Source organism: Roseivivax halodurans JCM 10272 (assembly GCF_000521785.1).
GTDB classification, from domain to species: Bacteria; Pseudomonadota; Alphaproteobacteria; order Rhodobacterales; family Rhodobacteraceae; genus Roseivivax; species Roseivivax halodurans.
In genome coordinates, this window is record NZ_JALZ01000009.1 from 123,049 (window position 1) to 144,129 (window position 21,081).

22 protein-coding genes, 1 tRNA gene and 2 pseudogenes are annotated in these 21,081 nt (G+C 67.0%); 11 read left to right on the forward strand and 14 right to left on the reverse strand.

Annotated elements, in window-relative coordinates; genetic code table 11:
• The first annotated feature begins 54 nt into the window (after positions 1 to 54).
• Positions 55 to 969 carry a lysophospholipid acyltransferase family protein gene (locus OCH239_RS10680; protein WP_037262251.1) on the forward strand — a complete coding sequence of 305 codons (915 nt, stop codon included), beginning with the start codon at positions 55 to 57 and terminating at the stop codon, positions 967 to 969.
• On the opposite strand, the gene OCH239_RS10685 is transcribed toward OCH239_RS10680, so the two are convergent.
• The gene (locus tag OCH239_RS10685; RefSeq protein ID WP_037262183.1) at positions 933 to 1,628 is read right to left on the reverse strand and encodes a DUF1223 domain-containing protein; all 696 of its coding nucleotides are present in this window, start codon (positions 1,626 to 1,628) and stop codon (positions 933 to 935) included. The genes OCH239_RS10680 and OCH239_RS10685 overlap by 37 nt on opposite strands.
• A 259-nt stretch (positions 1,629 to 1,887) precedes the next feature.
• Between OCH239_RS10685 and acnA the strand changes: the two genes are divergently transcribed.
• The 3 genes from acnA to OCH239_RS22645 all read left to right on the forward strand — a co-directional run bounded on the left by acnA (position 1,888) and on the right by OCH239_RS22645 (position 6,558).
• Complete coding sequence (gene acnA, locus OCH239_RS10690; RefSeq protein ID WP_037262184.1) at positions 1,888 to 4,680, forward strand: aconitate hydratase AcnA; 2,793 nt, start codon at positions 1,888 to 1,890, stop codon at positions 4,678 to 4,680.
• Between the two features lie 238 nt (positions 4,681 to 4,918).
• The gene (locus OCH239_RS10695; protein ID WP_425280284.1) at positions 4,919 to 6,325 is read left to right on the forward strand and encodes a short-chain fatty acid transporter; all 1,407 of its coding nucleotides are present in this window, start codon (positions 4,919 to 4,921) and stop codon (positions 6,323 to 6,325) included.
• A gap of 86 nt (positions 6,326 to 6,411) precedes the next feature.
• On the forward strand, positions 6,412 to 6,558 hold the full coding sequence (locus OCH239_RS22645; RefSeq protein WP_157577848.1) for a hypothetical protein: 147 nt from the start codon (positions 6,412 to 6,414) through the stop codon (positions 6,556 to 6,558).
• A gap of 6 nt (positions 6,559 to 6,564) precedes the next feature.
• On the opposite strand, the gene OCH239_RS10700 is transcribed toward OCH239_RS22645, so the two are convergent.
• The 9 genes from OCH239_RS10700 to yajC all read right to left on the reverse strand — a co-directional run bounded on the left by OCH239_RS10700 (position 6,565) and on the right by yajC (position 12,980).
• Complete coding sequence (locus OCH239_RS10700; RefSeq protein ID WP_037262255.1) at positions 6,565 to 7,089, reverse strand: DsbE family thiol:disulfide interchange protein; 525 nt, start codon at positions 7,087 to 7,089, stop codon at positions 6,565 to 6,567.
• Between the two features lie 14 nt (positions 7,090 to 7,103).
• Entirely contained in the window at positions 7,104 to 7,259 is a 156-nt protein-coding gene (gene ccmD, locus OCH239_RS10705) for a heme exporter protein CcmD (protein WP_211241981.1), read from the reverse strand.
• Positions 7,256 to 7,984: a heme ABC transporter permease gene (locus OCH239_RS10710; protein WP_037262185.1), complete on the reverse strand. Its 729-nt coding sequence runs from the start codon at positions 7,982 to 7,984 to the stop codon at positions 7,256 to 7,258. The genes ccmD and OCH239_RS10710 overlap by 4 nt, the downstream gene beginning before the upstream one ends.
• Positions 7,985 to 8,065: 81 nt before the next feature.
• A complete protein-coding gene (ccmB, locus tag OCH239_RS10715) occupies positions 8,066 to 8,722 on the reverse strand; it encodes a heme exporter protein CcmB (protein ID WP_037262188.1) in 657 nt (218 codons plus the stop codon).
• Positions 8,719 to 9,333 (reverse strand): heme ABC exporter ATP-binding protein CcmA, encoded by a 615-nt coding sequence (gene ccmA, locus OCH239_RS10720; RefSeq protein WP_037262192.1) that lies wholly within the window; start codon positions 9,331 to 9,333, stop codon positions 8,719 to 8,721. Before ccmA ends, ccmB begins: the two co-directional genes overlap by 4 nt.
• A gap of 150 nt (positions 9,334 to 9,483) precedes the next feature.
• Complete coding sequence (locus OCH239_RS10725) at positions 9,484 to 9,837, reverse strand: Mth938-like domain-containing protein (RefSeq protein WP_037262195.1); 354 nt, start codon at positions 9,835 to 9,837, stop codon at positions 9,484 to 9,486.
• A gap of 153 nt (positions 9,838 to 9,990) precedes the next feature.
• Entirely contained in the window at positions 9,991 to 10,959 is a 969-nt protein-coding gene (gene secF / locus OCH239_RS10730) for a protein translocase subunit SecF (protein ID WP_037262199.1), read from the reverse strand.
• A 16-nt stretch (positions 10,960 to 10,975) separates the two neighbouring features.
• On the reverse strand, positions 10,976 to 12,646 hold the full coding sequence (secD, locus tag OCH239_RS10735) for a protein translocase subunit SecD (protein ID WP_037262205.1): 1,671 nt from the start codon (positions 12,644 to 12,646) through the stop codon (positions 10,976 to 10,978).
• Positions 12,647 to 12,686: 40 nt separating this feature from the next.
• Positions 12,687 to 12,980 (reverse strand): preprotein translocase subunit YajC, encoded by a 294-nt coding sequence (gene yajC, locus OCH239_RS10740; protein ID WP_037262208.1) that lies wholly within the window; start codon positions 12,978 to 12,980, stop codon positions 12,687 to 12,689.
• 366 nt (positions 12,981 to 13,346) lie between these two features.
• Here yajC and OCH239_RS10745 point away from each other — a divergent pair, with 366 nt between their 5' ends.
• The 3 genes from OCH239_RS10745 to OCH239_RS10755 all read left to right on the forward strand — a co-directional run bounded on the left by OCH239_RS10745 (position 13,347) and on the right by OCH239_RS10755 (position 16,063).
• Complete coding sequence (locus OCH239_RS10745) at positions 13,347 to 13,991, forward strand: trypsin-like serine peptidase (RefSeq protein ID WP_051489416.1); 645 nt, start codon at positions 13,347 to 13,349, stop codon at positions 13,989 to 13,991.
• A gap of 66 nt (positions 13,992 to 14,057) precedes the next feature.
• Complete coding sequence (gene serS / locus OCH239_RS10750; protein WP_037262211.1) at positions 14,058 to 15,350, forward strand: serine--tRNA ligase; 1,293 nt, start codon at positions 14,058 to 14,060, stop codon at positions 15,348 to 15,350.
• Complete coding sequence (locus OCH239_RS10755; RefSeq protein ID WP_037262269.1) at positions 15,347 to 16,063, forward strand: tryptophan-rich sensory protein; 717 nt, start codon at positions 15,347 to 15,349, stop codon at positions 16,061 to 16,063. Before serS ends, OCH239_RS10755 begins: the two co-directional genes overlap by 4 nt.
• 115 nt (positions 16,064 to 16,178) lie before the next feature.
• Here OCH239_RS10755 and OCH239_RS10760 read toward each other — a convergent pair whose 3' ends face one another.
• Positions 16,179 to 16,589, reverse strand: coding sequence for a SufE family protein (locus OCH239_RS10760; RefSeq protein ID WP_037262214.1), 411 nt, complete (start codon positions 16,587 to 16,589; stop codon positions 16,179 to 16,181).
• 148 nt (positions 16,590 to 16,737) lie between these two features.
• Between OCH239_RS10760 and OCH239_RS10765 the strand changes: the two genes are divergently transcribed.
• On the forward strand, positions 16,738 to 17,250 hold the full coding sequence (locus tag OCH239_RS10765) for a hypothetical protein (RefSeq protein WP_037262217.1): 513 nt from the start codon (positions 16,738 to 16,740) through the stop codon (positions 17,248 to 17,250).
• Between the two features lie 28 nt (positions 17,251 to 17,278).
• Here the strand turns inward: OCH239_RS10765 and rnd are convergent, their stop codons facing one another.
• Positions 17,279 to 18,439 carry a ribonuclease D gene (gene rnd, locus OCH239_RS10770; RefSeq protein WP_037262220.1) on the reverse strand — a complete coding sequence of 387 codons (1,161 nt, stop codon included), beginning with the start codon at positions 18,437 to 18,439 and terminating at the stop codon, positions 17,279 to 17,281.
• A 208-nt stretch (positions 18,440 to 18,647) separates the two neighbouring features.
• On the opposite strand from rnd, the gene OCH239_RS22650 reads away from it, so the two are divergent.
• The gene (locus tag OCH239_RS22650; RefSeq protein ID WP_157577849.1) at positions 18,648 to 18,824 is read left to right on the forward strand and encodes a hypothetical protein; all 177 of its coding nucleotides are present in this window, start codon (positions 18,648 to 18,650) and stop codon (positions 18,822 to 18,824) included.
• Here OCH239_RS22650 and purN read toward each other — a convergent pair.
• Both purN and purM read right to left on the reverse strand, forming a co-directional pair.
• Positions 18,821 to 19,406 (reverse strand): annotated as a pseudogene (purN, locus tag OCH239_RS10775) (phosphoribosylglycinamide formyltransferase). The gene OCH239_RS22650 and the pseudogene purN overlap by 4 nt on opposite strands.
• Positions 19,406 to 20,449, reverse strand: a complete 1,044-nt coding sequence (gene purM, locus OCH239_RS10780) for a phosphoribosylformylglycinamidine cyclo-ligase (protein WP_037262223.1) — start codon at positions 20,447 to 20,449, stop codon at positions 19,406 to 19,408. The pseudogene purN and the gene purM overlap by 1 nt, the downstream one beginning before the upstream one ends.
• Before the next feature lie 112 nt (positions 20,450 to 20,561).
• Here purM and OCH239_RS10785 point away from each other — a divergent pair.
• Both OCH239_RS10785 and OCH239_RS22080 read left to right on the forward strand, forming a co-directional pair.
• Positions 20,562 to 20,638: transfer RNA gene (locus OCH239_RS10785), tRNA-Ile, on the forward strand.
• 200 nt (positions 20,639 to 20,838) lie between these two features.
• Positions 20,839 to 21,013 (forward strand): annotated as a pseudogene (locus tag OCH239_RS22080) (IS5/IS1182 family transposase); the annotation flags it as partial.
• Between the last annotated feature and the right edge of the window lie 68 nt (positions 21,014 to 21,081).

Here is a 21,081-nt window from a genome sequence, read left to right on the forward strand (position 1 = left end):
CGAAGGAGCGCAGCCTTGGCCGACCGCCCGCAAACCGATGTTTCAGACCCCGAGATGCCGACCGGAACTTGGGGCGAGTGGGCAAGCGATCATGCTCTGAGGTCGGCGATCAGTCTGTGCCTCGCCCTTCCGCTGAAGATGCGGCTTTGGCTGATGGGGGGACTTGTGTCGCGCATTGTCGCTCCGCTCGCGGGCTACGAGGCGCGCGCCATGCAGAACCTCGCCCATGTCTGGCCCGAGATGTCGCACACCGAACGCCGACGCCTTGCCCGCCGCGTCGCCGACAATGCCGGCCGGACAATGATCGAGAACTACGACGTGCTGGGCCTGCGGGACCGGATGAGAGACGCTCCCGTCACGGGGCCCGGGCTCCCGGCGATGGAGGAAGCGCGCGAGGCGGGCCGCCCCATCCTCTTCGTCACCGGCCATTACGGGAATTTCGAGGCGCCGCGCGCCGCGCTCGTCGCCCGCGGCTGGAAGATCGGCGGTCTCTACCGGCCGATGTCGAACGCCTATTTCAACGCGCATTACGCCGAAAACATGCACCGCCTTTCGGGCCCCGTCTTCGAGCAGGGCCGGCGCGGGACGATGGGCCTCATGCGGCACATCCGCGGCGGCGGCATGGGCGTGCTGCTCTTCGATCTCTACTCGGGCAAAGGTGTGCCGATCGAGTTCATGGGGCGCCCCGCCCCGACCCTCACCTCGGCGGCCGAGATCGCGCTCAAGACCGACGCGCTCATGGTGCCGTTCTTCGGGATACGGCAGCCCGACGGCGTGAGCTTCGAGGCGCATTTCGACGCTCCGATCCCCCCCGGAGATCCGGTCGAGATGATGCGCGCCGCGACGCGCGCGCTGGAAGCCCGCATCGAGGCTGATCCCGCGCAATGGTTCTGGATCCACAGGCGCTGGAAACCCGAGCGGCAGGCGCGGCGTCAGCGCAAGCGCGCGGCGGCCAATACCGCTCCGTAGCCGTCTTCCTGGACCATGACGACGGCGGGCGCCTCACCCTCGATCGGCACGTCTTCCGCGAAGGCGCCGGTGCCGGCCCAACGCCCCACGACGTCCCAATCGGTCACGATGTGACTGTAGTCGATCTTGTGGCCTGCATTCTCGCCGCGGTGAATCTTCACCGCGTGGCCGGGCTCGTAGCGTACGAGATAGATGACCGCCGGCCCGACCGGGGTCTCGGTCTCGGCCGTGATCATGAGCATGCCGTCCTTGCGCGAGACGTCCATCGTCACCGGGCTGTCCTTGCCGCGATGCGCGTCTATGATCGAACGGACGTCCTTCGGCCGGGTGCCGACGACGTCATGGGTGCCCCCCACGACCATTTGCGGCGTGTAGACCGAGTTGCGCCCGGCGGCCTCGGCGTAACCCTTTTGCCGCGCGGTGAACTTCGGCTGGGCGAAGCTGTCTTTCCAGCCGATATAGTCCCAGTAATCGACATGCAGAGCCAGCGGAATGACGTCCGCCTCCTGGCCCAGTTCCTGAAGCAACGCATCGGCCGGCGGACAGGACGAACAGCCCTGAGAGGTGAAGAGCTCGACCACCACGGGCTGATCGCCCGCAAACGCCGGCCCGGCACACATCGCAAGGGAGGTCGTTACCCAAAGGGCCAGTCGGCGCATCGTCGAAGCTCCAGATCGGTTACTGACCAGAACGGCTTAGACAGGGGGAACTGAAATGACCAGTCACCGTTCTGCGAGAGAATCCCGTGGTACGGTTCCGCGTCGGAAGGCCGACACTCCGGAGTTGCCGCGCCCTCTTGCCACCATTTGCATACGACAGTATACAATTCCGCGTCGTTCCCCTTGATCGAGACTGCGCCATCGGGCAAGACCCCCGCGACCATCGTTTCGATCTCCAAGCATTCTCAGGGAGGCATGCATGCCCATCACTGTTGGCCAGGACAGCACCAAGACCCGCAAGACGCTAGAGGCGGGCGGCTCGACCTTCGCCTATTATTCGATCCCGGCGGCCCAGGAAGCGGGGCTCGGCGATTTTTCCAATCTTCCCAAGTCGCTGCTGGTCGTTCTCGAGAACATGCTGCGCTACGAGGACGGCAAGACGGTCGAGACCGACGACATCAAGGCCTTCGGCGAATGGGCGGCGAACGGCGGCAACGCCAACCGCGAGCTGGCCTACCGCCCGGCCCGCGTGCTGATGCAGGACTTCACCGGCGTTCCGGCCGTGGTGGACCTTGCCGCGATGCGCGACGGCATCTCGGAGCTTGGCGGCGATCCGCAGAAGATCAACCCGCTGAACCCCGTGGATCTCGTCATCGACCACTCGGTCATGATCGACGAGTTCGGCAATCCGCGCGCCTTCCAGATGAACGTCGACCGCGAATACGAGCGCAACATCGAACGCTACACCTTCCTCAAATGGGGCCAGAAAGCGTTCAACAACTTCCGCGTCGTGCCGCCCGGCACCGGCATCTGCCACCAGGTGAACCTGGAATACCTGTCCCAGACCGTCTGGACCGACGCCGATCAGAACGGCGAGAAGGTCGCCTATCCTGACACGCTGGTCGGCACCGACAGCCACACGACGATGGTCAACGGCGCGTCCGTGCTCGGTTGGGGCGTCGGCGGGATCGAGGCCGAGGCGGCGATGCTCGGCCAGCCGATCTCGATGCTGATCCCCGAAGTCATCGGCTTCAAGCTCACCGGCGCGATGGTCGAGGGCACGACAGCGACCGACCTTGTGCTGCGCGTCTGCCAGATGCTCCGCGAGAAGGGCGTCGTCGGCAAGTTCGTCGAATTCTATGGCGACGGGCTCGACAACGTGACGCTCGCCGACCGCGCCACGATCGGCAACATGAGCCCCGAATTCGGCGCGACCTGCGCCTTCTTCCCGGTTGACGACGAGACGCTGCGCTACCTGCGCCAAACGGGGCGCGAGGAGGACCGCATTGCGCTGGTCGAGGCCTATGCCAAGGCGCAGGGCATGTGGCGCGAAGCCGGCTCCGAGCCGATCTTCAGCGATACGCTCGAGCTCGACATGTCGACGGTGAAGCCGGCGATCTCGGGACCGAAGCGTCCGCAGGACCACGTCAATCTCGACGAGGCGGCCAAGACCTTCCACAAGTACATCGAAGGCCAGCGGAGCGGCAAGGATGCGAGCCCGTCCGAGGAAGTGCGCTGGGAAGGCGAAGGCGGCATGCCCGAGCCGGTCACGATCCCCGGCGACACCGGCAGCCACAAGCGCGGCTACGTCAAGATGAAGGACATCGACGGCGAAGAGGTCGAGTTTCAGCTGCATGACGGCTCGGTTGTGATCGCCTCGATCACCTCGTGCACGAACACGTCGAACCCCTACGTGATGATCGGCGCGGGCCTCGTCGCCAAGAAGGCACGCGCGCTCGGCCTCGACCGGAAACCGTGGGTGAAGACGTCGCTTGCGCCCGGGTCACAGGTCGTGTCCGCCTATCTCGAGGCGAGCGGTCTGCAGGAGGAGCTGGACGGGATCGGCTTCAACCTCGTCGGCTACGGCTGCACCACCTGCATCGGCAACTCCGGCCCGCTCGCGCCCGAGATCAGCCAATGCATCGCGGACAACGACCTGATCGCGACGTCGGTCCTGTCGGGCAACCGCAACTTCGAGGGCCGGATCAGCCCCGACGTGCGCGCCAACTACCTCGCCTCCCCGCCGCTGGTCGTGGCCTACGCAATCGCCGGCGACATGAACGTCGACGTGGCGAACGATCCGATCGGTCAGGACAAGGACGGCAACGATGTCTATCTTAAGGACATCTGGCCGACCCAAGCCGAGATCAAGGAAATCGTCGACAGGACGGTGACCCGCGAGAGCTTCCAGGAGAAGTACGCCGACGTCTTCAAGGGCGACGAGAAGTGGCAGGAGGTCGAGACCACAGACGCCGAGACCTACGACTGGCCGGCCTCCTCGACCTATGTGCAGAACCCGCCCTACTTCCAGGGCATGTCCAAGGAGCCGGGCGAGATCCACAACGTGGAAGGCGCACGCGTCCTCGGCATCTTCGGCGACATGATCACCACCGACCACATCTCGCCCGCGGGCTCGTTCAAGGAAACGACACCGGCCGGCAAGTACCTCGTGGAACGGCAGGTGTCGCCGCGGGAGTTCAACAGCTACGGCTCGCGCCGCGGCAACCACGAGGTCATGATGCGCGGCACATTCGCCAACATCCGCATCAAGAACGAGATGCTGGACGGCGTCGAGGGCGGCTACACGCTCGATCCCGAGGGCAACCAAGCGGCGATCTTCGATGCGGCGATGGAGTATCAGGAGCAGGACACCCCGCTTGTGATCTTCGGCGGCGAGCAGTACGGCGCCGGCTCCTCGCGCGACTGGGCGGCGAAGGGCACTGCGCTCCTCGGCGTGAAGGCCGTGATCGCTGAGAGCTTCGAGCGCATCCACCGCTCGAACCTCGTGGGCTTCGGGGTCATCCCGTTCGAGTTCACCGGCGACACCCGTAAATCGCTGGAACTGACCGGCAAGGAGACGGTGTCGATCCACGGCCTCGAGGACGTGACGCCCGGCGCGCAGGTTCCCTGCACGATCACCTACGAGGACGGCTCCGAGAAGGAGATCACCCTCAAGTGCCGGATCGATACCGCAATCGAGGTCGAGTACGTGAAGCACGGCGGCGTGCTGCATTACGTGCTGCGTCACCTCGCCAAGGAGGAGGCGGCGTAAGCCACTCTTCGGCAAGCAGCTGGAAAGCGCTCCCGGGTATATCCGGGGGCGCTTTTTTATGACCGCGCCACGCTTGTTGGGTGCAGTTCCGAAGATGCCGCAGTGGCTGCATGCCGACCGAGCGCGTCACATTCATGCATTTACGCAACCCCGGCCTTCCGTCGAGTGCCCCTTGGCAAGCTGATAGCTGTTCCGCTGACGTCCCGCGGACGCAACAACAACAGGGAGGAGGCCCCTCATGCTCAACGTCATCTCGCGGCCCATGGTCAGGATCATGGACCGCTACCTGCCCGACCCGTTCGTATTCGTGGTCGTGCTCACCATCGTCGCTGCCTTCGCGGCCCTGATCTTCGAGGGCACCGCGCCTCTCGAGGTGGTGGGCATGTGGGGCGACGGGTTCTGGTCGCTCCTGTCCTTCTCGATGCAGATGCTGCTGGTCCTCGTGACCGGCTACATGATGGCCTCGACACCGCTCGTGCGCCGCGGCCTCGCCGCTCTGGCCGGCGTCGCCAAGAGCCCCGCGGGCGCCATCGTTCTCGTGAGCGTGGTGTCGGTCATGGCGTCGTGGATCAACTGGGGCTTCGGTCTCGTGGTGGGCGCACTCTTCGCCAAGGAGATCGCGCGCATCGTCCGCGTCGATTACCGCCTTCTCGTCGCGTCTGCCTATTCCGGTTTCATCGTCTGGCATGGCGGGCTGGCAGGCTCGATCCCGCTCTCCATCGCCACCGAGGGGCACCCCTTCGTCGACCAGATCGGAGTCATCTCGACGTCCGAGACGATCTTCTCGTTCTACAACCTCGCAATCGTCGCCGCGCTCTTCATCGCAGTGCCGCTCATCAACCGGGCGATGTTGCCGAAGGAGGAGGAGAGCGTCTTCATCGATCCCGCGCTCCTCGAGGAGAGCGAAGACGGCAAGACCACGACCGAGAGCCCGGCGGACAAGATCGAGACCTCGCCGGTCCTGTCGATCTTCATCGGCGCGATGGGGGCGGCGTGGCTCCTGCAATATTTCCTCACCGGCGGCGGGCTGAGCCTCGACGTCATCAACTTCCTCTTCCTGACCCTCGCGATCCTGCTTCACGGCACGCCACGCAACCTGCTGAAATCGCTTTCCGAGGCGGTGAAGGGCGGCGCCGGGATCGTGATCCAGTTCCCCTTCTACGCCGGCATCATGGCGATCATGGTGCAGAGCGGCCTCGCCGCCTCGATCTCCGAAGGGCTGACCGGCTTCGCCACTGCCGCGTCGCTCCCTTTCTGGACGTTCCTCTCTGCCGGTATCGTCAACTTCTTCGTGCCGTCCGGGGGGCGGTCAGTGGGCCGTTCAGGCGCCCGTCATCATGCCCGCGGCCGAGGCGCTCGGGTTGAGCCAGGCCAAGGCCGCGATGGCGGTGGCCTGGGGCGACGCGTGGACCAACATGGTCCAACCCTTCTGGGCGCTTCCGATCCTCGGCATTGCAGGCCTGCGCGCCAAGGACATCATGGGGTTCTGCACGGTCCACCTGATCCTGTCCGGCGCGATCATTGCGATCGGCCTGACGTTCCTCTGATCATCGCAAAGAAATCCGGCAGCGCCGCCAGGTGCTGCCGCGCGACGTGCACATTCGGCAACAATTCGCTCTCGAAGTGCAGTGTCACGGTCTCGTGAAACGCGAGCGCCACCCGGCGTTGCTACCCTCTCCTCATGGTCCAGCAGAGGAAAAAGAGGCCATGAGAACGAGCAGAAGACACGGAATGAAGACCATCACGCTGGTACAGGCCGGCGCTCTGGTCGCCCTGACGATCCTGGGGGCCTACGCGGCAAGCGGCGGAACGCCGCAAGTCGAGCCTCAGCCCCAATGCAGCGCGGAGACGTGTGTCCGCCCCGTCGGGGAGGTCTGAGGGGCGTCAGCCATCCCCCGCCATCGCCTCTTCCAGGGCCGGCACGAAACGCTGCTCGAAATCCGAGCCGACCAGCGGGCCCTGAAAGCGGAAGATCACAGTGCCCTCGCCGTCGATGATGAAAGTCTCCGGCGGCGCGGTCACACCCCAGTCGATGGCCGTGCGACCGCGCGGATCGAAGGCGACTGCGGCGAACGGGTTCTGCTCGTCCCGGAGATAGGTCAGAGCTGCATTCGACTGATCCTTGAAGTTCACCCCCACGATGTCGAGGCCCTCGGCTGCGTAGTCGAGAAGCTGCGGATGCTCGGCCCGGCAGGGCGGGCACCAGCTCGCCCAGAAGTTCACAAGCGTGACGTCGCCATCCGCCAGCATCTGCTGACCGACGGCAGGATACCCTTCCAGACCCTCGGGCGTGATCGCGGGCGCCGGCTTGTTCACCCGCGTCGATGGCAGGCTGTCGGGATCGGCGCGGTACATGCCGAAATAGGCCAAGGCGGCGAAGGCCGCGAAGACGAGCGGCGGCACGAGCATGAGCGGCTTCAGTGTCACGAGCGCTTTCCACGGAGTTCGACTTTCTCGAGATCGGACCTGACGCGTCGGGCGCGCCAGATCGAAAGCGCGACGAGCGCTGCGATCAGCACCAGCGACACGGCATAGGCCGAGAGGACGGTGTCTGCGTACTTTCCCAGGTCGGGCATCATGCCAGGCGCTCCCGTGCGATGAGCGCCCGCATCCGGCGGGCGCGGATCTCGGTCTGCGTCCGCAGGAAGACGAGCGCGACGAAGAGCAGCACGAAGCCGGCGATGCAGACCAGCAGCGGCAGGTAGAAGACGTCTGCGACGTTCTCCTCCTTGTCGAGCGAGAGCGACGCGCCCTGGTGGAGCCCCTGGTTCCAGAAATTCACCGCGTAGCGCGAGAGAAGCGCGAAGACCGAGCCGACGAGGCAGAGGATCGAGGTGAGATCGGCCGCGGTGTCGTCGTTCTCGATGGCTTCCCAGAGCGCCATGTAGCCGAGATAGAAGAGGAAGAGGATCAGGAACGAGGTCAGCCGCGGATCCCAGGCCCACCACGTGCCCCACATCGGCTGCCCCCAGATCGCCCCGGTCGCGAGCGCGATCACCGTCATCGTCGCCCCCACGGGAGCTGCCGCGCGGGCGGCGAGTGCCGAGACGTGGTGCCGCCGGACGATCCAGATGAGGGACGCGACAAGCATCATGAGCCATGCGTTGATCGCCATGAGGGCTGCGGGCACGTGGAGGTAGATGATCTTCACCGTCGAGCCCTGCCGGTAATCGTCGGGCGTGAAGAAGAAGCCCCAGATCAGGCCAATCACGAGGCAGACCAGCGCACCGACCGCGACCGGCGGCAAGAGCCGGTCCGTCAGGCGGATGAACCGCACCGGGTTTGCGTATTCCCAAAGCGACATGGGTGGTCCTTACTCTCTCTTCCCCGGCCCGTTCAAATCACATGAACTTTGCCCCGAGTCCAGTTTTCGCGAGCGGCGCCGTCAGCGCAGATTGACGCGGAGAACCGCCGCCGAGGCGAAGGGCAGAAGCGCAAGGGCCCCCGCGCTTATCCCGGCGAGCATGAGGAGCGGCGTCTCTACGGCGAGCCCCTCGGCGCCGCGGCGGGCAACCTCGGCGCCGAAGATCAGCGTCGGCACGTAGAGCGGCAGGACGAGCAGCGAGAGCAGCAGCCCGCCGCGCTTGAGGCCCACCGTCAGCGCCGCACCGAAGCTTCCGATGACCGAAAGCGCCGGCGTGCCGATCAGGAGCGACAGGAAGAGCCAGATGAAACCGGGTCCCGGAAGGTTCAGGAACACGCCGAGCGCAGGCGCCGCGATCACGAGCGGCAGGGCCGATGTCAGCCAATGAGCCAATGCCTTGACCGTCACGATGCCCTCGAGCGGCAATGGCGCGGTCGCGAGCAGGTCGAGCGAGCCGTCCTCGAAGTCGAGCGCGAAGATCCGGTCGAGGGACAGAAGGCAGGCCAGCAGCGCTCCGAGCCACAGGATGCCCGGGGCAATGACCGAGAGCCGCGCGGTTTCGGGGCCGACCGAGAACGGCACCATGACCGTGACGATCAGGAAGAACGACAGACCGAGCCCGAAGCCGCCGCCCGCACGCACCGCAAGCGCAAGATCCCGCCAGAGCAGCGCCTTCACAGGAATGCCTCGTCCGCAGCCGAGATGCGGGAGGCGGCGCTGTACGCGGTAACGTCGAGCACAGGCACCTCGCCGAGCCCGAGGTCCACATGCGTCGCGACGAGAAGAGCGCCGCCCTGCCCCAGATGGGAGCGCACGGCGTCCGCGAAGAGACCGACGGCGGCGACGTCGAGCGACACGGTCGGCTCGTCCAGCACCCAGACGGGGCGGCCCGTCACGAGCAGGCGCGCGAGGCCCAGCCGGCGTTTCTGCCCTGCGCTGAGATTGCCGGCACGGCGATCGTCCAACGCCTCGAGCTCGAACGCGGAAAGCGCAGCCGCCACTTGCGCCCGTCCGGTTCCGAAGACGGAGGCCCAGAAGGTCAAGTTCTCCGAAACCGTCAAGGCCGATTTCAGCCCGTCGGCATGTCCCGCATAGGCCACTTGATCTCGACCCATCATCTCTCCGGAGAGAGGCGGTTGAAGCCCCGCTACCGTACGCAGCAATGTGGTCTTGCCGGAGCCGTTCGGCCCGCGCAGCACGAGGGCGTCGCCGGCCCCGAGATGGAAGCCGACCCCGGAGAGCACCGGCACCCCGCCGCGCGATACGGCCAAATCCGAAACCTTCAGCATCGCCCGAGCCTTACCGCCCGACACCCCGCGCAACAAGTCGCATGCACGCGGCCCGCCGCCCGGCATGTGTCCTGCAGGCGTTTCAATATTGTCCAACCGAGAGGTACAAAGCCGGTGTCGTGGTCTTTGCTGCGCCCACCGACGGGACTGTCAGACCGGCAGGACCGCCAGCGCGACGCGACGCCCTTCCGAGAGTAGGACGTTGTAGGTGCGGCACGCGGCTGGCGAGTTCATGACCTCGACGCCGATCCCCTCTTCCTCGAGCTCCGCCCGAAGCCCCGGGGGAAGATGGGCGATCTCGGCACCGGTCCCGACGAAGAGGACGTCGATCTCCGCGGCCACGGCCCGCAAGGTCTCGGTGTCGGCGAGCCCTCCCCAGGATTGCGTCCCTTTCGGCGAGAGGCAGAGTGGACCGTCTACGGCCTTGCCACCGACCCGGAAGAATCCGGGCCCGTACCCCTCGACCGGTTCGGCATCGCTGAAGGTAATCTCGTTCAAACGCATTGTCGGCCCTCCTCGTGGCGGCGCGAGATGCTGTTGCTCCAGGCGGTTTAAGCACGAATGCCGCAGCGCAGTAAATAGCGCTTGCAGGCGCAAACCCTAGCCTAGGATCACCCGGCTTACGGCCGTTCCCGCTATCCGGGAACGACCTAAGAGTTATGCATCCACGTTCGCGAACTGGTTCCCCGACGGAGTGTCGGGCTTCGACCAATCCCGCTTCACACCCAGCCTGTAGAGAACGATGGAGGCGACGAAGATCGACGAATAGGTCCCGATGATCACGCCCCAGGTCATCGCGAAGACGAAGCCCCGGATCACGTCGCCGCCGAGAACCAGAAGCGCGATCAGCGCGATGAGGGTCGTGAGCGAGGTCACCAGAGTGCGCGACAGGGTTTCGTTGATCGACTGGTTCAGAACCTGCTTTAGGTCGCGGTTCTTGTACTTGATGAGGTTTTCCCGGACCCGGTCGAACACCACCACCGTATCGTTCAGCGAATAGCCGACAATCGTCAGCAGCGCCGCGATGATGGCGAGGTCGAAGCGGATCTGAAGCTCGGAGAAGATGCCGATCGTCAGTGCGACGTCATGCACCAGCGCCACGACCGCGCCGACGGCGAACTGCCATTCGAATCGCAGCCAGATGTAGACAAGCACGGCCCCGATCGCGAGTAGGACCGCGATCATCGCGGTCTGGATGAGCTCGCCGGACACTTTCGGACCGACGGAGGAGACCGAGGTGAACTGGATATCCGGCGCGACCTCCTGCAGTGCCGCCTCGACGGCGGTGATCGTCTCTTGAGTGACCGCCTCAGCTTCGTCCTGCGGGGCGATGCGCACCATCGCGACGTTCTGGTCGGGGCCGAAGGATGGGTCGAACACCTCCGAGATGACGATGTCGCCGAGACCCAGATCCTGAAGAGCGCCGCGGTATTCACCGACGTTCACCGGTTCGGCGCTCTCGGTCCGGATCGTCGTGCCGCCACGGAAGTCGATGCCGTAGTTCAGTCCCTGCAGGAAGAACGACGCGAGGGCGACCACGATGAGCACGGCCGAGATCCCCAGCCACAGCTTGCTGCGGCTGAAGAAATCGATGCTCGTCGAGTCGGGAACCAGTTTGAGGCGCATGCTGACGGTTCCTTTTTCAGACTGTGATCGTCTTGGGGCGGCGGCGCTCGAACCACGTCACGATCAGAAGGCGGGTGACGAAGACGGCGGTGAAGACCGACGTGACGATGCCGAAACCGAGCGTGATGGCAAAGCCTCGCACCGGGCCGGAGCCCATCGCGAAGAGGATGATGGCGGTGATGATCGTCGTGATGTTGGCATCCACGATCGCCGACAGCGCCTTCTCGTATCCGAGTTCGATGGCGCGGGCGGGGCCGCGCGCGGTCTTCAGTTCCTCGCGGATGCGTTCGAAGACCAGAACGTTGGCATCGACCGCCATGCCGACGGTCAGCACGATCCCCGCGATGCCCGGCAATGTCAGCGTCGCCCCGATCAGGCTCAGGAGCCCGAAGAGAAGCGCGATGTTCAGGATCAGCGCGATGTTGGCGAAGATGCCGAAGAGACCGTAGCTCACCACCATGAAGATGAGGACGGCCGCAAAGGCCACCGCGGTCGCGATCTGCCCGGCCGCGATCGAGTCGGCTCCGAGCTCGGGGCCGATCGTCCGCTCTTCGAGGAACGTAAGGCCCGCCGGGAGCGCGCCGGCACGAAGAAGCACTGCAAGATCAGTGGATTCCTCGATCGTGAAGTTGCCGGTGATGATGCCGGACCCGCCGGGGATGTGGCTCTGGATCACCGGGGCCGAGATCACCTCGTCGTCGAGGACGATGGCGAAGGGCGATCCGATATTGGCGGCGGTGTAGTCGCCGAAGGCCCGCGCCCCTTGGCTGTTGAAGCGGAAGTTCACCGCGGGCTGGCCGTTCTGGTCAAAGGACGGCTGCGCGTCGACAAGCTGTTCGCCGGTGACCACGGGGGTGCGATCGAGCGTGTAGTAGAGGCCCTCCTCGTCGAGCGAGGGCAGGATCTCCTCGCCGACGCCGGGTTCGGCATCGGGCCCGCTGGCGCGCGAGACGACGGGCTGGAAGGTCAGCTGCGCGGTCGTGCCGATGATGTCCTTGAGCTCCTGCGCGGAGCCGATGCCCGGCACCTGGATCAGGATGCGGTCGGGCCCCTGACGCTGGATCGTCGGCTCGCGGGTGCCCACCTCGTCGATCCGGCGGCGAATGATTTCAAGCGCTTGGCGAAGCGTTCGCTCGTCCGTCGCGGCCCGCTCGGCCTCCGACAGGGTGACCGTGATGACACCGTTCGCGGCGTCGACCTCGATGTCGTTCGCGCCGCCCTGCGCCAGGGCGGCGGTGGAGCTGACCGGCTGAGCGAGGTCGCGGATCGCCTGGAGCGCCGCCGCCTGCCCTGCCTCGTTGGAGATCTGGATCGTCAGCTCGCCCGGTGCGCTTTCCTGCAGGCGGAAGGTGCCGATCTGATCGCGCAAGGGACGAAGCGCGTCGCGGATCTGAGGCCACATCGCCTCGATGCGCGAAGCATAGACATCCTCGACCTGGACCTCGGCGAGAAGATGAGCTCCGCCGCGCAAGTCCAGGCCAAGATTGACCAATCCCGACGGAAGGAACCCCGGCCATTGCGCTGCCTGCGCCTCGAGCTCGTCGGTGGAGCCCTCACGCTCGATGGCGGTGACGGCGTCGTTGTGACCCTCCACCCGGTCGTAGAAGATGTTCGGCGCGGCGAAGATCAGGCCCGCGGCGACCACCGCCCAGATCAGGATGCGCTTCCAGAGATCGATTTGCAGCATGGCTCGGGGCGGCTTTCAGGCTCGGATCAGGACGTCAGGCTCACTTGTCGGTATTCGCCGGCTCGGTCTTGGACAGGACCTGCGCGATGGTGTTCTGCACCACACGAACCTTCACGCCCTCGGCGATCTCGAGGTCCAACTCGTTGCTGTCCTTGACTTTCACGACCTTGCCGATGAGCCCGCCCTGGGTGACGACCTGATCGCCCCGGCGCAGGTTCTGCACCATCTTCTGGTGCTCCTTCATCTTCTTCTGCTGGGGGCGGATCAGCAGGAAATACATGATCGCGAAGATCAGGATGAGCGGGACGAACTGTGCGATCGCGCTGCCTTCCATCGGCGGGCTCCTTGAGGTCGTGAGGGTCTGGCGGGGCACCCCCCGCGAATTTGCGCGGACCCTATGGCGCACGAAGGGCCGATGCAAGCAGGTGCGGCAGGACCCGAGTTTCGTACGAAAGGTACAAAATTCGGCGCGTTTCGTACGGAATTCCGGCGCGTTTGCGTCGCAGCTATGCGCCGGTGGCGACGGCTGCGGCGTTTTGACAGCCTGCTTAGGTCAGTTCGACGACAGCTCGGGCCGCGAGCGTCGCCATCTGCAACGCCCGGTGCGGTCACGATATAGAAAGGGTCGTGCGTCATCCCGGCCACCCATGGCCTCCCGTGCAGCCCTTTCCGGCCTCCCGCTTCCGCCTAGCTGCCGATCATGATCGCACGCGTCCTCCTGCTTCTCGCCCTGTCTTTCGGCCTTACGTCTCGCGTGGGCGCCGACGAGGCGATCGGGCGGGTGAACATCGCCGGATACAACAGCCGGGGGATGTGTACCGGCACGCTCGTCGGTCCCCGGGCCGTGCTGACGGCGGCGCATTGTGTGGTGGACGAGGCGGGCGCGATGCGGCGGGTGGCGGACATGGTCTTCGTCGCCGGGTGGGACGGGAGCGGCCATGCCGGGGCGAGCCGGGTCGCGAGCGTCGATCTGCATCCCGCCGCCATCGGGGAGAACGGCGCCCGAGTGACGCACGATCTCGCCCTGCTGCGGCTGAAGGAGGCGCTCGACATCCCGCCGCTCGCGCTCGGCACGGCGCCCGTCCAAGGGCCGTTCACGCTCGCCGGCTACACCGCCAGAGTGCCCCACCGGGTGACCCGGGACGCGGGATGCGCGGGCGCGCCGCGCGGTCCGGTCTGGCGGATCTCCTGCGCGATCGAATACGGTCAGTCGGGCGGTCCGGTGCTTTACGGCGACGGCGCGGCGCGGCGGGTGGTCGCAGTGCTCTCGGCGCGCGACGCGGGCGCCGCCATCGCGGTGCCGGTGGACGGCTGGGTGCGCCGGGCCCTCGCACGGGCGCGCTGATCCCCTACACCTCGGCACACGATTGCGGCATAAGCGTCGCGGAATCACCAAGATGAGGAGCGAGCGATGCACGACATCCGCGCCATTCGCGAGAACCCCGACGCCTTCGACGCCGCGCTGAAGCGGCTCGGGGTCGAGGCCGCGTCGCCCTCGCTCCTGAAGATCGACGAGGCCCGCCGGGCGGCAATCCACGAGGCCGAGACCGCGCAGGCCGAGCAGAACGCCGCCTCGAAGGAGATCGGCAAGGCCAAGGCCTCCGGCGACGAGGCGGAGTTCGAACGGCTGCGTGCGCTCGTCTCCGAGAAGAAGGCCGCCGTCGCCGAGATGCAGGCGCGCGCCCGCGATCTCGACGCCGAGCTGACGGATGCGCTGATGTCGCTGCCGAACCTGCCCTTCGAGGACGTGCCGGAGGGTGCGGACGAGGAGGACAATGTCGAGATCCGCCGCTGGGGCGAGCCGCGGCAGTTCTCCTTCACGCCGAAGGAGCATTACGATCTGCCCTGCGTGCAGGACGGCATGGATTTCGAGACCGCGGCCAAGCTCGCGGGCAGCCGCTTCGTGGTGATGTCGGGCGCGGTCGCGCGGCTGCACCGGGCGCTCGCGCAGTTCATGCTCGACACCCACGTGACCGAGAACGGGCTGACCGAGACCTGGACGCCGGTGCTGGTGCGCGACGAGATGATGTACGGCACCGGGCAGTTGCCGAAATTCGGCGAGGACAGCTACCGAACCCGCGAGGGCTGGTGGCTGGTGCCGACCGCCGAGGTGACGCTGACCAACATCGTGAACGGGCTGACGGTGGACGAGAGCTACCTGCCCCGCCGCTACGTGGCGCACACGCAATGTTTCCGCTCCGAGGCGGGCTCGGCGGGGCGCGACACCGCCGGCATGCTGCGCCAGCACCAGTTCGAAAAGGTCGAGATGGTGTCGGTGACGCATCCGGACGCGTCCCTCGACGAGCACGCGCGCATGACCGGCTGCGCCGAGGGCATCCTGCAGCGGCTCGGCCTGCCCTACAGGACGGTGGTGCTCTGCACCGGGGACATGGGCTTCGGCGCGCGCCGCACGCACGACATCGAGGTGTGGCTGCCGGGGCAGCAGAGCTACCGCGAGATCAGCTCGATCTCGGTCTGCGGCGATTTTCAGGCGCGGCGCATGAACGCGCGGATGAAGCCCGCGGATGGCGGCAAGCCGGTCTTCCTGCACACGCTGAACGGATCGGGCCTTGCGGTCGGGCGCTGCCTCATCGCGGTGCTCGAGAACGGCCAGGAGGAGGACGGATCGGTGACGCTGCCCGAGGCCCTGCACCCCTGGCTCGGCGGCAAGACGCGGATCACCGCGCAAGGAGAGCTGAGCTGACCTCCGAGACGCAAACGAAACTCTGGGCGCTGGCGGCCTTCGTCGCCGCGCTCGCCTTCGCGGCCTCTCCGTTCCTCGCGCCCGGCTTCAAGGGCTTCGAGCCGACGCAGTTCCCGGTGCCGCAGGTCGACCCCGCCGTCCAGCCGGCGGGCTACGCCTTCTCGATCTGGGGGCTGATCTATGTCTGGCTGCTGCTCGGCACCGGCTACGGCCTCTGGAAACGGGCGGACGATCCCGACTGGGCGCCCATGCGCCCTGCCCTCGTGGCAAGCCTCGCCGTCGGCGCTCTCTGGTTGCCGGTGGCCGAAGCCTCGGTGCCGCTCGCGACGCTGCTGATCTGGATCATGCTCGGCACCGCGCTGGTGGCGGTGATGCGGGCGGGCGACACCGACCGCTGGTGGCAGCTGGCGCCCGTCGCGATCTATGCGGGCTGGCTCACCGCAGCCTCCTCTGTCTCGATCGGGCTGGTGCTGGCGGGCTACGGAATCCTGCCCGAGACTCCGGCCGCGCTCCTCGCGCTGGTGCTGGCGCTCCGGATCGCGGTCACGGTGCAGTACCGCCTGCACCGCGCGCCGGAATACGGGATCACGGTGATCTGGGCGCTGGCGGCGGTCATCGTGGCGAATGCCGCGCCGTTCAACGCGGCCGTCGTCGGCCTCGCGGTTCTCGGCATCGGCGCGATCCTCGCGATCCGCGGAACCGACACCGAGTAGCGCGCCCTTCTTCTTGGCATAAATATTCCGGGGGTCCCGGGGGCAGCGCCCCCGGCCGGGGGTTTGGGGGCCTGCCCCCAAATATCGAGCGCGCGCGTCAGCGCGCTCCGCCGGATCAGGCGTTCTCGGCGGCGAGGGTGCGGATGCGCTCGATCATTGCGCGGAGGCCGTTCGAGCGCTGGGAGGAGAGGTTCTCCTCGAGACCCAGGCGGCCGAGCTCGGCCTTGGCGTCGACCTTCAGCACCTCCGGCAGGGCGAGGCCGTCGTAGAGCCGGCGCAGGAGCGCGATCAGGCCGCGGACGATGACCGCGTCGCTGTCGCCCTGGAAATGGAAGTGGTCGCCGTCGATCTGCGGATGCAGCCAGACCTGGCTGGCGCAGCCGTCGACCTTGGTTGCGGGCACCTTGAGGGCGTCGGGCAGCGGCTCCATCGCCTTGCCCATCTCGATCACCATCCGGTAGCGGTCTTCCCAGTCGTCGAGGAACTCGAAATCCTCGACCACCTCCTCGAATTGCGGCTGCGCCATGGGGTGTTTCTCCTTCGGGCTTTGAGGTGCAGGTATGCGGCTCGGGCCCCGGCGTCCAGACCCCGGGGGGAAGCGGATGCGCCCGGCTTTTCAAATCCCGCCCGATCGGCTAACCGGAACGTGAGGCAAGGAACGGGGCATACGGGCCATGAAACTCTCTCTCGGCGTTCTGCTGATTTCGGCGGGCCTGGCTGCGGGCTGCGGCGCGGTGCGCGACTCGCGGGTCAATCCGTTCAACTGGTTCGGTGGCGCGACCTCGCGGCCGGTGGCGGCCGGGACCACGGGCGCGGCGAACCCGCTGCTGCCCGAACGCTCGCGGGCCGGGCTCTTCCGCCGGGAGACCGAGGAGGTCTATGCCGCGCCGCCCATCGCGGTGATCGACGAGCTGCTGATCGAGCGCCGTCCCGGCGGCGCGGTGATCCGCACCACCGGTATCGCCGAGCGTGCGGGTCCGTTCGACGTGCGCCTCGTCGCCGAGGAGCAGGCCGAACCGACGGCGCTGGTGATGACGCTGCGGGCGCTGCAGCGTCCCGGCCCCCGCAACACCGGGCCCGACGCGCGCAAGGTGACCGCGGCGCGCTGGCTCACCGACAGCGAGCTGGCCGGAATCGGCCGGATCGAGGTGCGCGGGGCGCAGAACGTCCTGACGACCCGGCGCTAGGGCGGAGGCCGGGCCGCGCGCCCGGCTCTCAGATCTCGATGACGGCCACGTTGCGACCCTTGGCCGAGAGGGCGATCCGCCCCTCGCAGAGCTTGAGCGCGTCCTCTCCGAAGACCTCGCGGCGCCAGCCCTTGAGCGCCGGCAGGTCGCGCTCGCCCGAGGCGAGGGCGTCGAGCTCGGCGGAGGCGGCGATCAGCTTGGGCGCGACACCCGCATTCTCGGTCTTGGCCTTGAGGAGCACCCGCAGCAGGTCCGCAAGCGCCGGGTTCACCTGCTGGCGGTCCTTCGAGGTGTCGGCCTCGGGCAGGGCCTCCTTTGGCTTCTCGAGGCCGCGCTTGACCGCCTCGAGGATGCCCTCGGCGATGTCGCCGCGCCGCGCCTCGCGCAGGAGCAGCCGCGAGCGGCCGAGATCCTGCATCGATTGCGGCTTGGTCGAGGCGAGCTCGAGCAGCGCGTCGTCCTTCATCACCCGGTTCCTGGGGATGTTGCGCTCCTGCGCATAGGTTTCGCGGAAGGCCGCGAGCTCCTGCACCAGCGCCATCACGCGCGGCGAGGAGGTGCGCGTCTTGACCCGCTTCCACGCATCCTCGGGATTGGCGGTGTAGGTGGCGGGATCGGTGAGCGCGGCGATCTCCTCGACCACCCAGCGATGGCGGCCGGTGTCGCGCAGGCGCCGGTCGAGATATTCGTAGATGTCGCGCAGGTGCGTGACGTCAGCGAGCGCGTAGGTCTTCTGCGCGTCCGAGAGCGGGCGGCGCGACCAGTCGGTGAAGCGCGAGGACTTGTCGAGCTGAGCCTTGGCGATGCGCTTGACCAGCGTCTCGTAGCCGACCTGTTCGCCGAAGCCGCAGACCATCGCCGCGACCTGCGTGTCGAAGAGCGGATCGGGGATCACGCCGTATTCGACATGGAAGATCTCGAGATCCTGCCGGGCGGCGTGGAAGACCTTCACCACCGAGGTGTCGCGGAAGAGCTCGACCAGCGGGGCGAGCGACATCTCCTCGCCCTCGATCGGATCGACCAGGACGGCCTCGCCGCCATGGGTCTCGGGGATCGCCAGCTGGATCAGGCACAGCTTGGAATAATATGTCCGCTCCCGCAGGAACTCCGTGTCCACCGTCACGTATGGCGCGCCGCGCGCCGTTTCGCAGAAGGCTGCGAGGTCTTCGGTCGTGACGATGGTCTGCATGGAAATCCTGTATGTGGGTGGGGGCGGAATTTCGGCGACACTAGCGGATCGCCGGGCGGGGTGCAAAGCGGGCTTTTGCATGTTTGGGAGCGGTGAGCCGCTGCTGCACACCATCGCGTTTCGTGATGTTTGTGGCGCCAAACATTCATTTCCCGAATGCCCCGCCCGGTCTTATCTCGGTGTCATCCGCCATTCGGGAGATCCGATCATGACCATGTCCCCCCTGACCCGCCCTGCCCGTCGTCATGTCGATGCGGGTGCCGCCCTCGCCGTGATCTCGGCGCTTTTCCTTCTGGTGGGCGTCCTTGCGCTCGCCATCGGCGCGCCGCCGGCGCCGCAGGGCACGCTCGACTGGCACGGCAACTCGGCGGTCGAGATCCGCTAGAGGTCGAGCCGGCTCCGGTCGCCTTCGGCCACGCGGCGGAGGACGGCCGGGTAGAGTATGTGCTCCCGCTCGAGCACGCGTGCGGCCAGCGCCTCGGGCGTGTCGCCGGGCAGGACCGGCACCCGCGCCTGCCCGAGGATCGGGCCGTCGTCGAGTTCGGGCGTGACCTCGTGCACGGAGCAGCCGTGCATCGCATCCCCCGCCTCGATCGCCCGGGCATGGGTGTGAAGGCCGCGGTATTTCGGCAGAAGCGAGGGGTGGATGTTGAGCATCCGCCCCTGCCAGCGCGCAACGAACCCCTCGGTCAGGACGCGCATGAACCCCGCCAGGCAGATGAGATCGGGCTGCGCGGTCTCGAGCACCCGCGTCAGCTCCGCCTCGAAGGCGGCGCGATCGGTGCCGAAGGGGCGGTGATCGACGATTGCGGTCGGAATGCCGCGGTCCGCGGCCCTGGCGAGCCCGCCCGCCTGCGGCTTGTTCGAGAGGACGAGGCAGGGCCGCGCCGGATGGTCGCCGGTCATGCTGTCGGCCAGCGTGACCATGTTCGACCCGCCCCCCCGAGATCAGGATGGCGACGCGCATCAGGCGAGGCTGCCCTCGTAGGAGACCCCCTGCCCGGCCGCGACACGGCCAACGCGCGTGACGGTCTCGCCGGCCTCGGCGAGCAGTTTCTCGATCGCCTCCGCGCGTAAGGGATCGACGGCGAGCACCATGCCGATGCCGCAGTTGAAGGTCTTGAGCATCTCGGCCTCTTCCATGCCGCCCTCGTCGCGGAGCCAGCCGAAGACGCGCGGAAGCTGCCATGCCGAGAGGTCGATCTCGGCGCCGAGCCCGTCGGGCAGGACGCGCGGCAGGTTCTCGGTCAGCCCGCCGCCGGTGATGTGCGCAGCGGCATGAACGCCGCCCGCGCGGATCGCGTCCAGCACCGGGCGGACATAGAGCCGCGTCGGCGCCAGCAGCGTGGCGCCGAGCGTGCCCTCGCCCCAGGGGCAGTCCGCGTCCCAGCCGAGGCCCGACATCTCGACGATGCGGCGGACGAGGGAATAGCCGTTGGAATGCACGCCGTCCGAGCCGAGGCCGAGAAGGACGTCGCCTTGCGCGACGCCATCGGGGAGCGCGGTGCCCCGCTCCATCGCGCCGACAGCGAAGCCGGCGAGGTCGAAGTCTCCCGCGGGATACATGCCGGGCATCTCGGCGGTCTCGCCGCCGATGAGCGCGCATCGAGCCTGCACGCAGCCTTCCGCGATGCCCTCGACCACGCGCGCGGCGGTGTCCGTATCGAGCTTGCCGGTGGCGAAGTAGTCAAGGAAGAAGAGCGGCTCCGCCCCCTGGCAGACCAGATCGTTCACGCACATCGCGACGAGGTCGATACCGACGCCGCCGACATGGCCGGTGTCGATGGCGATGCGCAGCTTGGTGCCGACGCCGTCCGTGGCGGCGACGAGCACCGGATCCTCGAAGCCTGCGGCCTTCGGATCGAAGAGCGCGCCGAAGCCGCCGAGCCCGGCCATGGTGCCCGGACGGTCGGTGCGCCTGGCGGCGGGCTTGATCCGCTCGACGAGCGCGTTGCCGGCATCGATGTCGACGCCCGCCTCGGCATAGGTGATCCCGGTCTTGTCGCTCATGGCGCTGCCCCTTCTCGATCTGCGCCGTCCGGTAGCGCAAGGGACGCGGGCGGGCAATGGGGCAAGCCTGCTTGACGCCGCCCGCGCGGGCTGCAACATCGGCCCCCACGGCGGGCCTGTAGCTCAATTGGTTAGAGCAGAGCGCTCATAACGCTTTGGTTGGGGGTTCGAGTCCCTCCGGGCCTACCAAGACGCTGTAAGTCCCCATAGTTTCAAGGCTTTCGAGCGGAAGAGTGGACCATCGGCCACCCGGCGTGGTTGGCATTACCGGCCGAGCGTTGCGCGGATCGAGCGGTTACGGCGCTACTCTCCAAAGTTTCACGGCAAGCCGCGGGTGACGACGGGCGTGTTCTGGGGGGGCATTATCGTCGTCAATCGCAAAGGGTTGCGGTGGAGTCTCCCGCGCAGCCCCGATCGAATACGACAAGCGCCGGCGCCGACATCGTATCGAGATCATGTTCGTGCATTGAGGACTGGCGCCGTGTCGCCACACGCTACGACAGGTGTCCGAAGGTCTTTCTGTCGGCCAACGCACTCGCCGCGACGGTCATCTATCGGCTATGAGTCCTGACACTCGGGAGATGCAGCCCGACGTAGAAGAGGGAGGAGATACACATGAAGCGTATTATGCT

Excerpts from the sequence above, each read along its gene's own strand:
- OCH239_RS10680 (WP_037262251.1), top strand. The coding sequence starts at position 55 with ATGCCGACCGGAACTTGGGGCGAGTGGGCAAGCGATCATGCTCTGAGG.
- OCH239_RS10685 (WP_037262183.1), bottom strand. The coding sequence starts at position 1,628 with ATGCGCCGACTGGCCCTTTGGGTAACGACCTCCCTTGCGATGTGTGCC.
- acnA (WP_037262184.1), top strand. The coding sequence starts at position 1,888 with ATGCCCATCACTGTTGGCCAGGACAGCACCAAGACCCGCAAGACGCTA.
- OCH239_RS10695 (WP_425280284.1), top strand. The coding sequence starts at position 4,919 with ATGCTCAACGTCATCTCGCGGCCCATGGTCAGGATCATGGACCGCTAC.
- OCH239_RS22645 (WP_157577848.1), top strand. The coding sequence starts at position 6,412 with ATGAAGACCATCACGCTGGTACAGGCCGGCGCTCTGGTCGCCCTGACG.
- OCH239_RS10700 (WP_037262255.1), bottom strand. The coding sequence starts at position 7,089 with ATGCTCGTGCCGCCGCTCGTCTTCGCGGCCTTCGCCGCCTTGGCCTAT.
- ccmD (WP_211241981.1), bottom strand. The coding sequence starts at position 7,259 with ATGATGCCCGACCTGGGAAAGTACGCAGACACCGTCCTCTCGGCCTAT.
- OCH239_RS10710 (WP_037262185.1), bottom strand. The coding sequence starts at position 7,984 with ATGTCGCTTTGGGAATACGCAAACCCGGTGCGGTTCATCCGCCTGACG.
- ccmA (WP_037262192.1), bottom strand. The coding sequence starts at position 9,333 with ATGCTGAAGGTTTCGGATTTGGCCGTATCGCGCGGCGGGGTGCCGGTG.
- OCH239_RS10725 (WP_037262195.1), bottom strand. The coding sequence starts at position 9,837 with ATGCGTTTGAACGAGATTACCTTCAGCGATGCCGAACCGGTCGAGGGG.
- secF (WP_037262199.1), bottom strand. The coding sequence starts at position 10,959 with ATGCGCCTCAAACTGGTTCCCGACTCGACGAGCATCGATTTCTTCAGC.
- secD (WP_037262205.1), bottom strand. The coding sequence starts at position 12,646 with ATGCTGCAAATCGATCTCTGGAAGCGCATCCTGATCTGGGCGGTGGTC.
- yajC (WP_037262208.1), bottom strand. The coding sequence starts at position 12,980 with ATGGAAGGCAGCGCGATCGCACAGTTCGTCCCGCTCATCCTGATCTTC.
- OCH239_RS10745 (WP_051489416.1), top strand. The coding sequence starts at position 13,347 with ATGATCGCACGCGTCCTCCTGCTTCTCGCCCTGTCTTTCGGCCTTACG.
- serS (WP_037262211.1), top strand. The coding sequence starts at position 14,058 with ATGCACGACATCCGCGCCATTCGCGAGAACCCCGACGCCTTCGACGCC.
- OCH239_RS10760 (WP_037262214.1), bottom strand. The coding sequence starts at position 16,589 with ATGGCGCAGCCGCAATTCGAGGAGGTGGTCGAGGATTTCGAGTTCCTC.
- OCH239_RS10765 (WP_037262217.1), top strand. The coding sequence starts at position 16,738 with ATGAAACTCTCTCTCGGCGTTCTGCTGATTTCGGCGGGCCTGGCTGCG.
- rnd (WP_037262220.1), bottom strand. The coding sequence starts at position 18,439 with ATGCAGACCATCGTCACGACCGAAGACCTCGCAGCCTTCTGCGAAACG.
- OCH239_RS22650 (WP_157577849.1), top strand. The coding sequence starts at position 18,648 with ATGACCATGTCCCCCCTGACCCGCCCTGCCCGTCGTCATGTCGATGCG.
- purM (WP_037262223.1), bottom strand. The coding sequence starts at position 20,449 with ATGAGCGACAAGACCGGGATCACCTATGCCGAGGCGGGCGTCGACATC.